Raw genomic sequence first — 14,166 nt, 5'->3', positions numbered from 1 at the left:
GTCGGATAGCACTGGTGAAACCCTACAAGCCATCCCCAGAGGAATCCGTCGGGAGCCATACCCGAAGGCAGGCAAGTCCCCTGGCAGGGTGGCAGATGTCGTGATCATCTCCCGCCCGGCCATGGTGCGGGAGCTGTACTTCATCCACAAAGGGGGACTGCCAGATGAACGCAGTGGTGACCGGGCTGGGAGCCACCACGCCGCTCGGCGGGGACATCGTCTCGACCTGGGCCGGGCTGCTGGCCGGAGAATCGGGCATCAGCGCGATCGAGGAGGAGTGGGCGGCCGACCTGCCGGTGCGGATCGCCGGCCGGCTGAGGGTCGACCCGGGCGAGGTGCTCGACCGGGTCCAGGCCCGACGGCTGGACCGGTGCGAGCAGGTCGCGCTGATCGCCGCCCGCGAGGCCTGGGCCGACGCGGGCCGGCCCGAGGTCGAACCGGAACGGCTGGCCGTGGTCATCGGCACCGGTACCGGTGGCGCGCTCACCATGCTCGGGCAGGACGACGTGCTGGAGGCCTCGGGCGTCCGCAAGGTCTCCCCGCACACCGTCCCGATGCTGATGGCCAACGGGCCGGCGGCCTGGGTGAGCATCGAACTCGGCGCCCGCGGCGGCGCCCACACCCCGGTCAGCGCCTGCGCCTCCGGCGCCGAGGCGATCGCGATGGGCCTGGACCTGATCCGGCTGGGCCGGGCCGACGTGGTGGTGGCCGGCGGGGCCGAGGCCTGCATCCACCCGCTCCCGCTGGCCGGCTTCGCCCAGGCCAAGGCGCACTCCACCCGCAACGACGCGCCGCGGCAGGCGTCCCGGCCCTTCGACGTCGACCGGGACGGCTTCGTCATCGGCGAAGGAGCCGCCCTGGTGGTCCTGGAGCGGGCCGAGTTCGCCGCCGCCCGCTCCGCCAGGGTGCACGCCGTACTGGCCGGCGCGGGCGTTACCTCCGACGCCCACCACATCACCGCCGCCCACCCGGACGGCCAGATCCGCGCGATGCGCCGGGCCATGGCCGAGGCCGGCCTCGGGCCGCTGGACATCGGGCACGTGCACGCCCACGCGACCTCCACCCCCAAGGGGGACCTCACCGAAGCCGAGTCGATCCGGGCCGCCGTCGGCGCGCACCCGGCCGTCACCGCGACCAAGTCGATGACCGGTCACCTGTTCGGCGCGGCCGGCTCGATGGGCGCCATCGCCACCATCCTCGCCATCCGGGACGGTGCCATCCCGGCGACCGCCAACCTCGACCGGCTCGACCCGGCGATCGGCCTCGACGTGGTCGCCGGCCGCCCACGCCTCGGCGCCATCCCGGCCGCGCTCACCAACTCCTTCGGATTCGGCGGCCACAACGCCTCGCTGGTGTTCACCGCCGGAAGCTAAGGCCGCACGCTGCGCGGCCCGGTCACCTCGGCTCCCAACGAGCCGACCCGGGCGCGCAGTTCGCGGTCGGCGGTGACCACCAGACAGGCGCGCGCCGGGGCCTCGGCGCGCGCCGCCCGGACCAGCTCCACGATCCGGTCGTCCCCGCTGCCGCCCGCCTCGACCACCCGCACCCCGGGCACCCCGGCGACACCCCGGGCCGCGCCCTCCACCACCAGGACCACCTCCAGCGGTCCCGGGCGCTCCGGCACGCCCCGCTCGGCGACGGCGACCAGCGCGTCCCGCAGCCGCTCGGCGGCCCCCCGCCGGTCCCGCCACCAGCCGTCCGGCACCGAGCCGACCACGTTCGCGCCGTCCACCACCAGCAGCACGGGCGGCGCGGTCTCGTTCTCTCCCATGGCCGCCAAGCCTGCCACCGCCGAGCGCGCTCGGCCGAACCGGGGAGCGGTCCGGCATGTCCGGCAGCTCCTGCCCGGCGCCCGGACGGCCGGCCGGGTAGGCGGCGGGGCCATGGCGACACGCATCGACGGGAACGCCGAACGCGGCCACCGGCTCTCGGCGTTCGTCCCGCACATCGACCCGCCCGCCGGCTTCACCTTCCACCGGTTCCTGGTCGACGCCGAGGAACCGCTGATCTTCCACCCCGGCATGCGGGCGCTGTTCCCGGCCGTGTCCGGGGCGATCGGCCGGGTGGCGCCGGTGGAGCGGCCGCGCCGCACGCCCTGGCGGACGCGATGGAGGAGCGGTTCGCCCCGGAGCCGGAGTTCGTCGGGAGGCCGAGTGTGCCGGCCGGCCCGCACCCGTGCGTCAGTCGGCCAGGGTGATCCGGATGCCGACGGTGCCGCGCTCGCCGCGGCGCAGCCGGCTGCCGAGCAGGGTGAGCACGCCGAGCAGGCCGTACTTCTGACGCAGCAGGGTGCGGTAGGCGGCGGTGCGCTCGGGGCCGAGGATCTCGGCGGTGGCGGGGTGCTGCTTGCCGGTCGGGTGGCCCTTGACGTCGCACGGGCCGACCAGCACGTCGGCGCGGTTGCGGATCCGCTTGACCTTCCAGGAGTCCGCGACGGTCCAGATGCCGAGCGCCTCCCCGTCGCGCACCACCCACACCGGGGTCGGCACGGCGGTGCCGTCCTTCTTGTAGGTGGTGACGAGGAGGTAGCTCCCCGAGGAGAGCTGGACGATCCGGGCGAGCCGGTCCGCGGCGGAGGGGTCGGGGGTGGTCATGGCCGGAAGTCTAGGGTCTGTCGTCAAACCCGCGTCTGCGGGCGGTGCGCAGCAGGGCGCGGGTGCGGCGGGCCAGTCGGCGGTGGCCGCGGCCACCGAGGCCGGTGGCGCCTCCGACGGGGGTGGCGCCGCCTGCCTCGAACGCGGCGGCGGAGGCCGTGGCGGCGCGGCGGCGGGCGGTGATCCGGGCGGTGGCCCAGGCGGCGAGGCCGGTGCCGAGGGCGGCGGCCGTCCAGAGGGCGGCGGCGAGGCCGGTGCGGGAGCCGCCGAGGCTCGGCGTGCGGGACCACGGCGGCAGCTGGTCGCCGACCTCGGGCTCGGCCTGGGCGCCGGGGGAGGGTGCGGCGGTGTCCTCGACCAGCTTGCCGACCGGCTGGACCTTCCCGGCGGCCGCGAAGCCCCAGTCGAGCAGGCTGGCGGCCTCGTCGTAGACCTTGGCCTGGGCCTCGGGGTGCATCACCGTCACCAGCAGGGTGCGGCCGTCGCGTTCGGCGGCGCCGGTGAAGGTGGCGCCCGCGTTGGTGGTGTAGCCGTTCTTGACGCCGATCAGGCCCGGGTACTTGCCGAGCAGCCGGTCGGTGTTGGCGATGTCGAAGCTGGTGCGCCGGCCGGTGAGCTTGTCCAGCCCGCCGGGGAAGCGCGCGGTGCGGGTGGCGCAGTAGGAGCGGAAGTCGGCGTTGCGCAGCCCGGCTCGGGCGAACAGGGTGAGGTCGTAGGCGGAGGAGACCTGGCCGTCCATGTCGTAGCCGTCGGGGGAGACGACCTTGGTGTCGCGGGCCTGGAGGGTGCGGGCGCGCTCCTGCATCTCGGTGACGGTCCGCTCGATGCCGCCGTTCATGTGGGCGAGGACGTGGACGGCGTCGTTGCCGGAGCTGAGGAAGACGCCCCGCCAGAGGTCCTCGACCCGGTACGGCAGGTTCTCCTTGACGCCGACCAGGCTGCTGCCGACGCCGAGGCTGGCCAGCTCGGCGGTGGTGACCTGGTGTTCGACCGAGCGGTCGAACTTGGGCAGCACGGTGTCCGCGAACAGCATCTTGAGGGTGCTGGCCGGAGGCAGGGGCAGGTGGGCGTCGCGGGCGGCGAGCACCTCGCCGGTGGTCGCGTCGGCGATCAGCCAGGAGCGGCCGGTCAGCTCGGCGGGCAGCGCGGGCGCCCCGGCCAGCGGCGCGACCTGGACGGCTGGGCGGGCCAGTCGCTCCCCGCCGACGGCGGTGACGGAGTCCTGGGCGAGGGCCGCCGGGGCGGCGACGGCGAGCACCAGGGTGGAGGCGGCGGCGCCGGCCGCGACCCTGGTGACGGAGCGTTTCTTCTGCGCCGCGTACATGGGGAGCACACGGCGAACGTACCCGGGCCGTCGTCGGGCCGCCGGGCCTGCTGCTCCGTCCGGAGCGATGCGGGAGCCGGGCGGGGGTGGGGGCGACCTCGGTGGTGCGCCTTCGGTGGTGCGGCTTCGGCGGTGCGACCTCGGGGCGCGACTTTGGTGGCGCCGGTCCGCACCGAAAGTCGGATGTCCCCCGGGAGGGCCGCTTCCTAGGGTCGGAAGCATGAAGACCCTGCTCGGCTACCTCGGTTTCGTGTTGATCGTCGGCGGCGCCTCCGGCCTGGTGTCCGGCTGGATCCCCGGCTTCCGGCTGTTCGGCCTCGTCCGTTACCTGGTGCCGGACGGCCACGAGACCGCCGGGTACGCGACGCTGCTGGTGCTCGGTGTGCTGCTGGCGATCCCCGCCGCGCGGCGGGGCTGATCACGGCGGTCCACGGCGGTCCACGGCGGACGGTCGGCGTCCGCCGTGCCCGTCCTCACGCCCGGTCGATGCGGATGTGCTCCAGCGCTTCGGCGGAGGCGACGCCGGGCAGCAGGTAGCGCCACAGGGACACGACGCGCTCGGGCAGGTCGGACCAGCCCGCCGAGATCTGGGACTTCAGCTGGGTCCCGGTGAACGCGACGACCAGCACCTGCGCGAACTCCCGCTCGTCCACGCTCTCGCGCAACTCGCCCCGTTCGCGGGCCACCACGAGTTCGCCGTGGAAACGCTCCGCCCACCAGTCGTACGCCGAGTCGTCGCTCTGCGCGAGACCGCTCTGGTCGACCGCCAGCCGGACGCCGGCCCGCAGCAGCGTGTTGCTCTGCAACTCCACGGCGAGGGTCAGCGTGACGTCCACGAGCTGCTGGAGACCGAGGGGCTCCTCGGGCAGCCGGAGGTCGCTGGCCTGCTCCAGCATGACGGCCCGGGCCAGGTCCTCCTTGGACTTGAAGTGGAAGTACATCGCCCCGGAGGTCAGGCCCGCGTTGCTCAGGATCCGGTTGATCCCGGCGCCGTGGTAGCCGACCTGGTCGAACACCTCGGCCGCGGCGCGGATCAGCGTCGCCCGGGTCTTCATGGCTTGTTCGTGCTTGTGCCCTCTGCTCGTCCGTACGCTCATTTGCCTGTCGTGCTCCCCACAGAAACCTTTACATACCGAACGCTCTCTATGTTACATATGAATCATCGCCTGGGCGTTGATCGACGCTCAGGGGCCTTCCGAGGGGGACTCCCATGCCTGTTTGCGAGGAACTCCAGCGCACCCGCCCTGAGGACGTCGGCCATCCCCGTGCCACGGCCACCGTCTCGACTTGCGACGCCGACGCCGACGACGCCGTCCCCGTCGAACCCTGGCAGGTGCACAAGTTGCGCTCCGACGAGGTGTATCTCACCGGCTGGCACCGCACGGGGCCCGACGCCTTCCGGATCCTGGCCCGGCGTCCGCAGGAGCACCCGCTCTACCGGGTCCGGTCCGAGTTCGACCCGCTCCTGCTCTGTGAGACCGTCCGGCAGACCTTCCCCCTGTTGTGCCACGCCGCTTATGAGGTGCCGCCGGGGCACCAGTTGACCTGGGGCCGCTTCCGCTACGACCTCGACGACGCCGCCTTCGCCGGCGTCGATCGCGGCAGCGAACTGGAGTTGGCCGTCCTTTGCTCCGAACTGTCCTACCGGCGAGGGCACTTGGCGGGCCTTTCGCTGCGTGCCGAGGTCAGCTGGGGCGGTGTGCGGGTGGCCGTGGCCGAGACGCGGTTCACCGTCCAGTCCCGGGCCGTGTACCAGCGGCTGCGGGGCGGGTACGCCGATGCCGAGGCCGCGATGGCCTCGGCCGGTCCCGCCCCCGCCCCGGTGCCGTGCGCCGGCACCGGCCGCACCCGGCCGCGGGACGTGGTGCTCGCCCCGGCCGCCGGCGGCGTCCGGCGGCTGCGGGTCGACCCGGGCCACCCGGTCTACTTCGACCACCCCGTCGACCACGTGCCCGGCGCGCTGCTGCTGGAGGCGGTCCACCAGAGCGCCGGCCGGGCCGTCAGGACCCTTGAGTGCACCTTCCACCGGTTCGTCGAGTTCGACGCCCCCTGCACGATCGTCACCGCCCCGCTCGACCCCGAACCGGGGCGGGCGCGCAGGGACGACGACGGAAGCCCGGCGGTGGAGCGGACCCGGATCACCGCCGTGCAGGGCGGCCAGACCCGCTTCACCGCCGACCTCGTCCACCGTGTCGCCCCCGCCCGGGAAGGCAGCGTCCGGGCCGCACGGTGAGCGACGGCCATCACGGCCTCGGCCCACGGGGCACACCGGCAGCGTCGCCGGGGCGTGCGTCACCACGGGACCTCCGAACGCGGCCGAGCCGGCTCGGCCCCCGCCGAGCGCGGCTTCACCGGCCCGGCCCCCGCCGTGGACGCCGAGGGAAGGGTCGGCACGGTCCGTACCGTGCCGGCCGGGCTGCTCGCAGCCGTTCCCCGACACCGGTAGACCATCAAGAGAGGACTGACGGACACACTCATGAGCGCACCACTGGTAGACCACTCAGGCCTGCATCGGGTGCTTCCCAGCTCCGCCTCCCCGGCCCCCCAGACCGTCACGCCCGGCGACGTCTTCGGCCGGCTGACGTCCATCATGCAAGCCCACCAGAACATGTTGGTCAGCCTCTGCGCGCACTACGGGCTGCGCAGCCGTGACGTGGAAGTGCTCGTCCTGCTGCGCGAGTGCGCCGTGGACGAGGGCTTGTCGGCCAGCAGACTGGCCCGCGGGGTGAACCTCACCTCGGGCGGCATCACCGCGCGCATCGACCGCCTGGAGCAGGCCGGGCTCGTGGTCCGCTGCCAGGAGCCCCACGACCGCAGGGCGCTGCGGGTCCAACTCACCGAGGCGGGACGGGCGATCGCCGAGCGCTTCGCGGCCGAGACGGCGCGGATCCAGCGCGCCGCCCTCCAGCACCTCCCGCGCCAGGGGCTGCGCGTCCTGGACGAGCTGCTCGGCAGTCTGGAGCGGGGCATCCTGGCGTCCCAGGCCAGGCTGGGGCGCAGGGAGTGACGCTCCGCCCGTTGCGGCACACCCCGTGCCGCAACGGGCGCACGCTCCTCCCGCGCCCGCTTCCCGGCGCCGTTCAGACCTCCACGCGCTCGGGCACCGGCCCGAACCAGTCCGCCAGCGCCTCCCGCAGCCCCGTGGTGTTCGCCTTGGACACTCCCCGCCAGGCGAGGTAGCCGTCGGGCCGGCACACGAGGGCGCTCCACGGCAGCGGTGCGCCCGGGCCCAGGCGCAGTTCCGCCGAGTCCGGTTCGGGCTCGACGCGCAGCACCGCCACCCGCTCGCCCCAGCGGGCCGCCACCGGCTCCAGCGCGTCGGCCACCTCGGGCCGCAGCAGCACCAGGGGCCGGCCCGGGGTGAGGAGTTCGACCACCGTCCGGACGCCGTCGGGCGTGCGCAGCGCCAGGTTCGGCAGGAACCGCCCCACCGCCGGGTCCGTCGCGCCCTCGGGCGGGTACGCGATGCCCTGGCCGCTGATGACGTCGGCGGCCTCCCGGTTGACGCCCGGGTGCCGGAACATCCGGGCGGTGAACTCGCGCAGGTGGTCGTTCTCGGGCCCCGGCCGCATCACCGCCGCCTGCACCCGGGTGTTGGCGACGACGGCCTCGGCGACGGGCCTGCGCTCGGCGTCGTAGGTGTCCAGCAGGCGTGCGTCCGCCTCGCCGCGGGCGACCAGGGCCAGTTTCCAACCGAGGTTGAAGGCGTCCTGGAGGCCGGTGTTGAGGCCCTGGCCGCCCAGCGGGGCGTGCACGTGCGCGGCGTCGCCCGCCAGCAGCACCCGGCCCGCGCGGTAGCGGTCGGCGACGCGGGTGAAGTCGCTGAAGCGGTCCAGGTACGTCGGGTCGGCGAGCGCGACGGGCCGGCCGAGGATCCGCGAGAGGGTGCGCTGGAGCTCCTCCAGCGTCGCGGGGGAGCCGCGTTCGGGCAGCGGCAGCCGGAAGTCGTGGGTGATGATCCGGCTGTGGCCCGCCGGGTGCACGTTGGCGAGCAGCCAGCCCTCGGCGGTGTGCGTCCAGCCGGGCGGCACGGAGTACGGGTCGCGTAGCCGCACCAGGCCCACGATCGCGGCGAAGGTCGCCTCGTGGGTCGTGCACGCGAAGCCGGCCGCGCGCCGCACGTCGCTGCGCGCGCCGTCGCAGCCCACCAGGTAGTCGGCGGTCAGCTCGTACGGGCCGTCGGGCCCCTCGATGGTGGCGGTCACCCCGTCCGGGTCCTGGCGCAGGCCGGTGAAGCGGTGGCCGCGCAGGATCGCGGCGCCCAGCTCCCGGGCGCGGGCCTCGAAGGCCTGCTCCAGGGAGGCCTGTGACTGCCCGTGGATGGGCGGGCCCTCGGCGGTCGGCGTGGCGATCCGCAGGATCGGCGAGCCGCCGAAGTGGAACGAGGTCTCCTGCATCTCCTCCAGGCTGCCGCGGCCGTGCAGCCGCAGGTAGCCGCGGCGCAGCAGCGACTGGACGCTGCGCGCGTGCAGGGTGCCGGCGCGCGGGGTGTCCTGGGTGCGCGGGTGGGGCTCGACGACGACGGCCCCGATGCCCCGGGCGCCGAGTTCGGCGGCGAGCAGCATCCCGACGGGCCCGCCGCCCGCGATGAGTACGGAGGCCTGGCGGATCATGAGGGGAGTCCGATCGACTGGGCGTGCCGGAACCGGTCGCCCGGGTCCCACTGCGCCTTGGCCGCCTGGAGGCGCGGGTAGTTCTCCTTGTAGTAGAGCGTCGACCAGGGGACGCCCGAGGTGTTGTGCGCCGGGTCGCCCAGGTCCGCGTCCGGGTAGTTGACGTACGCGCCGTCCGAGCGCGGCCCCGGCACGGGCACCCCGCCGGTGTCCGCGTACACGTCGCGGTACAGCTCCCGCACCCGGGCCACGTTGGCCGCGTCGTCCTCGGGGTCGGTCCAGAACGCCTGGTAGAGCAGCTTGTACGCGGAGTCGCGCTGGGCGACGGCCGTGGCGCCGGGGGCGGTGGCGGCGATCTCGCCGCCGTAGGACATCGCCACGAGCATGAACTGAGGGTTGGGGTGTTCGCCGGGGGAGACCCGGGTGAGGTGGCGGTGCACGGTGTGCAGCTGCTCCTCGGTCAGGGCGGTGCGCGCGTACGCGGACTTGTGCTTGCCGCGCAGCGTCGGGTCGTTGAGGACCGGGGTGTTGGTGCCGATGTAGCGGGCGGCCGTGAGCCACGGCAGCCGCTTGGGGCGCAGCAGTTCGGGCATCGGGCCGAACTCGCCGACCGGGCCGTGGACGGGCTGCGGCCGCACCCCGGCGGCCTCGGTGATCCGGTCGAGGTAGGCGTCCAGCAGCTTCTCGGCGCCGGGAGCGGTGGCGTCGACCTGGGTGAGCAGGCCGACCGAGCCGTTGGCCCGGTGGTTGAGCATCAGCAGGCTGCCCAGGGCGGATCCGGGCGTGCCCGGGGCGGCGTGCTCCTGGTGCCAGGCGCCGTACGTGCCGAGCAGTCCGGCGAAGCCCTCCGGGGTCAGCCGGTCCCAGGGCAGGGCCAGCGCGCTCACCAGCACCTCGGCGGGCGGCTCGGGCAGCGCCTGGGCGGGGGCCCGGCCGCGGGCCCCGGGGCTGCGGAAGAGGTAGCGGGTCACGATGCCGAGGCTGCCGCCGCCCCCGCCGGTGTGCGCCCACCACAGGTCGCCGAGCGCCCCGGTGTCCTCGCGGGTCGCGACCACCGCGCGGGCCCGGCCGGTGTCGTCCACGACGACGACCTCGACGCCGTGGAGGTGGTCGACGACCAGGCCGAGCGAGCGGGACAGCAGGCCGTAGCCGCCGCCCGCGACGTGGCCGCCGGCGCCGACCGTGGCGCACACCCCGCCGGGCACGGTCACGCCCCAGCCCAGGAAGAGGGCCTCGTACACGTCGAGCAGCCGGGCCCCGGGGCCGACCGAGAAGGCGTGGTGCTCCTCGTCGTACCCGACGGCGTTCATCGCGGACATGTCGATCAGCGCCTCGACTTCGGAGTGGAAGACGAAGTCCTCGAAGCAGTGCCCACCGCTGCGCACCGACAGCCGGGCGTCCGCGTCCACCGCGTCCTGGACCGCGGCGACGGTCTCGGCGGTGGTGCGGGGCAGCCGGATCCGGCCGGGGGTGGCCCGCCAGCGCTGGTTGATGCCGCTGGTGAGCACGGGGTAGCGGGGGTCGCCCGGTCGTACGGTCGGTGCTGCCGCGTCGCCTCTGCCTTGTTCCACTGTTCTCCTCCTTGGTCGGGTACGGGCCCGGGGGCGGGTTCCCCTGGGGGTGTCGGCGGGCCCCTCCTGCCGCCGGTGCGGCCGGAGGTGGCACCGCGCCGCCCGGGGTCTCCGGACGGCGCGTCACATCACCACGGTGTCGAAGCTCCGGAGCCTCGAAGCCCTGCGGCTCCACGGCTCCACGGCCCTACAGCTCGCTGGCGAGCCGGCCGCCCTTGCCCCAGTGGTCCTTCTCGACCTCGGTGAGGATGACGGTGACGGCCTCCTTGGGGCAGTCGGCGATGCGGGCGACGGTGTCGGTGAGCTCGCTGACGAGGTCGCGGCGCTGGTCGGTGGTGTTGCCCTTCCAGAGGGCGATGTTGACGACGGGCACGGCAGGTCCTTCCGGTGGCTGGGGCGGTGGCTGGGCGGTGCGGGAGGCTGTCAGGAGTGCGACGCGGGCGCGGCGACGGCGGGCTCGGCCTGGGCGGGGGCGCCGGCCGGGGCGGAGGCGCCCGCGGTGCGGCGGGCGGAGGCGTCGCGGGCGGTGGAGGCCAGCGCGGTGACCAGGGCGGCGGCCGCGAAGGCGACACCGACCCAGGCGGGGGAGAGGTAGCCGTGACCGCCGGCGATGGCCAGGCCCGCCGTCCACGGGCCCACCGCGTTGCCGATGTTGAAGGCCGAGATGTTGCCGGCGCTGGCCAGCGAGGGGGCCTCGCCCGCCTCGTTCATCACCCGGGTCTGGAGGCCGGGGTTGATGAGGAAGCTCGCGACGCCGAAGGCCGCGAGGGTGATGACCATGGCGACCTTGTTGTGCGCGGAGACCTGGAAGAGCAGCAGCATCCCGCCGAGCAGGATCATGCCGATCCACAGGGTGCGCATCAGGTTGCGGTCGGCGAACTTGCCGCCGATCCAGCTGCCGCAGAAGGTGCCGATGCCGAAGAGGGTCAGCAGCACGGGCACCGCCCCCTCGCCGAACCCGGTGATGTCGGTGAGCAGCGGGGTGACGTAGGTGTACGCGGCGAACAGCGCGGCCTGGCTGAGCAGGGTGGTGGCCAGCGCCAGCCACACGTTGAGGCGGCGGAAGGCGGCGAGTTCGCCGCGCAGGTTGGCACCCTGCTCGCGGGGCTGGTGCGGGACGAGGAGGATGACGCCGAGGAGGCCGACGGCGCCGATGGCGAAGACGGCCCAGAAGGGGGCGCGCCAGCCGAAGTGCTGGCCGAGGAAGGCGCCGAGCGGGGCGCCGGCGATGGTGGCGACGGTCAGGCCGCCGAACATGATGGAGATGGCGCGGGCGCGCTTGGCCGGCTCCACCAACCCGGCGGCGACGACCGCGCCGATGCCGAAGAACGCCCCGTGGGCGACGGCGGTGATGAGGCGGGCGGCCATGAGCACGCCGTAGCTCTGCGAGGTCGCGGCGACGAGCTCGCCGACGAGGAAGACCGCCAGCAGGGTGACCAGGGTGGCCTTGCGGGGGACGCGCGAGGCCAGCATGGTGATCAGCGGCGCGCCGACGGTCACGCCGATGGCGAAGAGCGAGATGAGGTGTCCCGCCTGGGGGACCGTCACATCGAAGGAGTCGGCGAGCTCGGGGAGCAGGCCGGCGATCATGAACTCGGTGGTGCCGAGGCCGAAGATGGTGAGGCCCAGGATGAACAGGGCGATGGGCATGGCGACTTCTCCCGGAGAAGGGCGCGGAGGCGGGACGGGGGCCCGACCGGAGGCGGGGCGGGGGCCTCTCCCCGACGGGGGCGCGGGGAGAGGCCGGTGCGGGTGACGCCGGGGTGGTCAGCCCAGGACGGAGAGGCCGGCCTCGGCGATCTTGACGTCGTCGGTCCAGTGGCCGCCGGAGACGCCGATCGCGCCGACGATCTCGCCGTCGACCACGATGGGCAGCCCGCCGCCGAGGGCGACCAGGCGGGAGATGCCGGTGGGCGCGCCGTTGCCGACGACCTCGTCCTTCTTGAGGTTCTCCGACCACTGCTCGGTGGAGAGCTGGGAGGCGGCGGCGGTGTAGGCCTTGTCCTGCGAGACCTGAAGGGTGATCAACTTCGCTCCGTCCTGGCGGAGGAAGGCCTTCAGGTGGCCGCTCTCGTCCACGACCGAGATGCCGAAGCGCTTGTCGGTGGCGAGTGCGGCGGTGGCGGCCGCCTCGATGATCTTCTGGGCCAGCTCGCTGCTGATGGAGGCCCGGCGGACGACGTTGGACATGGTGATGCTCCTCGGAGGGGTTGCGGGGTGGTCCGGGTGAACAGCAAGCGTTCAATGACAAACTGTTCGATGTGGGAATGTACGCTATCGCAGCGTCGTTGGCTGCTGTCAAGGCGTCATCGATGTGGACCGAGCGGTACAGAAAATTGGCGCGATCCGGCCCCGTCAGTCCCAAATGCCTACCGTCCAGGGATGCTTGGTTGACCGAGCGGTCCACAACCGCCTACGCTCCTCGGCATGGCACGACCACGAGGCTTTGACGTGGACGAGGTGCTGAGCGCCGTCATGGACCTCTTCTGGCGGCAGGGCTACGAGGCCACCTCCGTCCAGGACCTGTGTACCGCCGCCGGCCTCGGCAAGGGTTCGCTCTATGCCGCGTTCGGCAGCAAGCAGGAGCTGTACGAGCGGGCCCTGCGGCACTACGTGAAGCTCACGACGCACGACCTCCAGGCCCAACTGCTGCGCCGGGTCCCGTTCCGGCAAGCCGTACGGGACCTGTTGCTCGACCGGGTCGCCCAGTCGCTCGGCGCCCCCGAACGGCCCGGCTGCCTGCTGGTCAGCGCCGTGGTCGAACGGGTCCCGCACGACACCGGCGCCGCCCGGATCGCCCGGGACGCGATGGAGGCGCTCAAGGGAGCCTTCGCCGCCGCGCTGCACGCCGCCAGGGCGGCCGGCGAGATTTCCGCCGACGCCGACGTCGACGCACTCGCCGGATTCCTCACGGCAATGGTCCAGGCATTGCGCGTGATGAGCATTTCGATGCCGGACGAGAAGCAGCTGGAGGCCATCGTCGACACCGCCGTCTCGGTTATCCCCGAATAATCGCCCGCCCGTTCCGGCCAGGCCGCCCCCAGGAGTAAGGGGGCGGCCGTTTTCGCGTGCGCGCGTTCCCCGCCCGCTGTGTCGGGAAATGTTTCGTCCGGGCAACACCGCTGGTCCCGTCGCTTGGCCGGAGAAATCTTGACCGTATGCGATTTTCCTTGGCGTTCCATCGCTTCCCCACTTAGCTTCTGAAGGGCCAGCCCGGTTAAAGGGAAGTTCTGGTCCGGTCAATTGCAAGGAGGTTCGGCGTGGGTGCCGACACTGTTAAGGGCGCAATAATTCGTCGTGAAGAATTCGCATTCTCGGCGTTCGACTGGGGCCGGGTCGCGGAGCCCGTCGGCCCGGCCATCGGCGCGCGGAAGGTCAAGCTCAACGTCGTCGAGGTCGCCCCCGGCGCCGTCTGGCGGCAGGGCTGGTCCTTCGAGGAGGAGAACGTCGTCGTCGTGTTCGCCGGAACCGGCCACGGCGACATCGGCAGCGCGCGCACCGAGCTGCGCCGCACCTCGGCCCTCTACTCGCCCACCGGCCGCACGCTCGAACTCACCGCCGGCGACGAGGGCTTGACGGCCTACGTGTGGCGCACCAAGCTCGTCGGCGGCGAGCCCGAGGGCGCGGACCCCAAGACCGCCGGCGCCCTCACCGACAGCGAGACCCAGCTGCGCGGCTTCTCCGGCATCGGCGAGTCCCCCACCGAGGGCGAGAGCGCGGTCATGAACTTCGTGTTCTGGCCGGGCAGCGGCTCCTCGCGCCTGTGCCTGCACTGCGGCGTCCAGCAGCCCGGCCAGACCTTCAACGTGCACATCCACCCCGAGAGCGAAGAGGCGTTCATCGCCTTCGAGGGCATCGGACAGCTCTACATGCACGACCAGTGGAACGACGTCCGCCCCGGCGACGTCCTGTACGCGCCCCCCGGCATCCCGCACGGCGCCCGCAACCCCCACACGGGCCCCGACGCCGAACCGTTCACCACCTGCGGGGGCCCCACCCCCTTCGATCCGGCGCTCTACCACGCTGCCGGCGTCTCCCCTGATGTGAAGTGAGGTAACGCACAG

At 73.5% G+C, this 14,166-nt stretch carries 15 protein-coding genes; 6 read left to right on the top strand and 9 right to left on the bottom strand.

The window, feature by feature from the left end; translation table 11 throughout:
* Positions 1-164: 164 nt before the first annotated feature.
* Positions 165-1,373 (top strand): beta-ketoacyl-[acyl-carrier-protein] synthase family protein, encoded by a 1,209-nt coding sequence (locus tag QWJ13_RS27665; protein ID WP_316527840.1) that lies wholly within the window; start codon positions 165-167, stop codon positions 1,371-1,373.
* Here the strand turns inward: QWJ13_RS27665 and QWJ13_RS27660 are convergent.
* From QWJ13_RS27660 to QWJ13_RS27650, 3 genes are all read right to left on the bottom strand, one after another.
* Entirely contained in the window at positions 1,370-1,771 is a 402-nt protein-coding gene (locus QWJ13_RS27660) for a PIN domain-containing protein (RefSeq protein WP_316527839.1), read from the bottom strand. The two genes, QWJ13_RS27665 and QWJ13_RS27660, sit on opposite strands and share 4 nt — an antisense overlap.
* 409 nt (positions 1,772-2,180) lie before the next feature.
* Positions 2,181-2,594, bottom strand: coding sequence for a PPOX class F420-dependent oxidoreductase (locus tag QWJ13_RS27655; protein WP_316527838.1), 414 nt, complete (start codon positions 2,592-2,594; stop codon positions 2,181-2,183).
* 10 nt (positions 2,595-2,604) lie between these two features.
* On the bottom strand, positions 2,605-3,918 hold the full coding sequence (locus QWJ13_RS27650; protein ID WP_316528062.1) for a D-alanyl-D-alanine carboxypeptidase family protein: 1,314 nt from the start codon (positions 3,916-3,918) through the stop codon (positions 2,605-2,607).
* Between the two features lie 220 nt (positions 3,919-4,138).
* Here QWJ13_RS27650 and QWJ13_RS27645 point away from each other — a divergent pair, with 220 nt between their 5' ends.
* Positions 4,139-4,336: a hypothetical protein gene (locus QWJ13_RS27645; protein ID WP_316527836.1), complete on the top strand. Its 198-nt coding sequence runs from the start codon at positions 4,139-4,141 to the stop codon at positions 4,334-4,336.
* A 55-nt stretch (positions 4,337-4,391) separates the two neighbouring features.
* Here QWJ13_RS27645 and QWJ13_RS27640 read toward each other — a convergent pair whose 3' ends face one another.
* Positions 4,392-4,973 (bottom strand): ScbR family autoregulator-binding transcription factor, encoded by a 582-nt coding sequence (locus QWJ13_RS27640; protein WP_316527835.1) that lies wholly within the window; start codon positions 4,971-4,973, stop codon positions 4,392-4,394.
* Between the two features lie 155 nt (positions 4,974-5,128).
* Here QWJ13_RS27640 and QWJ13_RS27635 point away from each other — a divergent pair, with 155 nt between their 5' ends.
* Together QWJ13_RS27635 and QWJ13_RS27630 are read left to right on the top strand one after the other, a co-directional pair.
* Positions 5,129-6,151 (top strand): ScbA/BarX family gamma-butyrolactone biosynthesis protein, encoded by a 1,023-nt coding sequence (locus QWJ13_RS27635; RefSeq protein WP_316527833.1) that lies wholly within the window; start codon positions 5,129-5,131, stop codon positions 6,149-6,151.
* Positions 6,152-6,433: 282 nt separating this feature from the next.
* Entirely contained in the window at positions 6,434-6,925 is a 492-nt protein-coding gene (locus QWJ13_RS27630; RefSeq protein ID WP_316527832.1) for a MarR family winged helix-turn-helix transcriptional regulator, read from the top strand.
* 73 nt (positions 6,926-6,998) lie between these two features.
* Here QWJ13_RS27630 and QWJ13_RS27625 read toward each other — a convergent pair whose 3' ends face one another.
* The 5 genes from QWJ13_RS27625 to QWJ13_RS27605 all read right to left on the bottom strand — a co-directional run bounded on the left by QWJ13_RS27625 (position 6,999) and on the right by QWJ13_RS27605 (position 12,292).
* Positions 6,999-8,531 carry an FAD-dependent monooxygenase gene (locus tag QWJ13_RS27625; protein ID WP_316527831.1) on the bottom strand — a complete coding sequence of 511 codons (1,533 nt, stop codon included), beginning with the start codon at positions 8,529-8,531 and terminating at the stop codon, positions 6,999-7,001.
* Positions 8,528-10,102: an FAD-binding oxidoreductase gene (locus QWJ13_RS27620; RefSeq protein WP_316527829.1), complete on the bottom strand. Its 1,575-nt coding sequence runs from the start codon at positions 10,100-10,102 to the stop codon at positions 8,528-8,530. The genes QWJ13_RS27625 and QWJ13_RS27620 overlap by 4 nt, the downstream gene beginning before the upstream one ends.
* A 187-nt stretch (positions 10,103-10,289) precedes the next feature.
* Complete coding sequence (locus QWJ13_RS27615; protein ID WP_316527828.1) at positions 10,290-10,475, bottom strand: tautomerase family protein; 186 nt, start codon at positions 10,473-10,475, stop codon at positions 10,290-10,292.
* A gap of 50 nt (positions 10,476-10,525) precedes the next feature.
* Positions 10,526-11,752, bottom strand: a complete 1,227-nt coding sequence (locus QWJ13_RS27610) for a Cmx/CmrA family chloramphenicol efflux MFS transporter (protein WP_316527827.1) — start codon at positions 11,750-11,752, stop codon at positions 10,526-10,528.
* Between the two features lie 117 nt (positions 11,753-11,869).
* Positions 11,870-12,292, bottom strand: a complete 423-nt coding sequence (locus tag QWJ13_RS27605; protein ID WP_316527826.1) for a GlcG/HbpS family heme-binding protein — start codon at positions 12,290-12,292, stop codon at positions 11,870-11,872.
* A gap of 237 nt (positions 12,293-12,529) precedes the next feature.
* Between QWJ13_RS27605 and QWJ13_RS27600 the strand changes: the two genes are divergently transcribed.
* Together QWJ13_RS27600 and QWJ13_RS27595 are read left to right on the top strand one after the other, a co-directional pair.
* Positions 12,530-13,114 carry a TetR/AcrR family transcriptional regulator gene (locus tag QWJ13_RS27600; RefSeq protein ID WP_316527825.1) on the top strand — a complete coding sequence of 195 codons (585 nt, stop codon included), beginning with the start codon at positions 12,530-12,532 and terminating at the stop codon, positions 13,112-13,114.
* 248 nt (positions 13,115-13,362) lie between these two features.
* Positions 13,363-14,154, top strand: coding sequence for a cupin domain-containing protein (locus tag QWJ13_RS27595; protein WP_316527824.1), 792 nt, complete (start codon positions 13,363-13,365; stop codon positions 14,152-14,154).
* The last annotated feature ends 12 nt before the right edge of the window (positions 14,155-14,166 follow it).

It is taken from the genome of Kitasatospora brasiliensis, from assembly GCF_032654805.1.
Taxonomy (GTDB): domain Bacteria; phylum Actinomycetota; class Actinomycetes; order Streptomycetales; family Streptomycetaceae; genus Kitasatospora; species Kitasatospora brasiliensis.
Note: the sequence above shows the minus strand (reverse complement) of the source record. Positions and strands in the feature narration are given on the sequence as shown.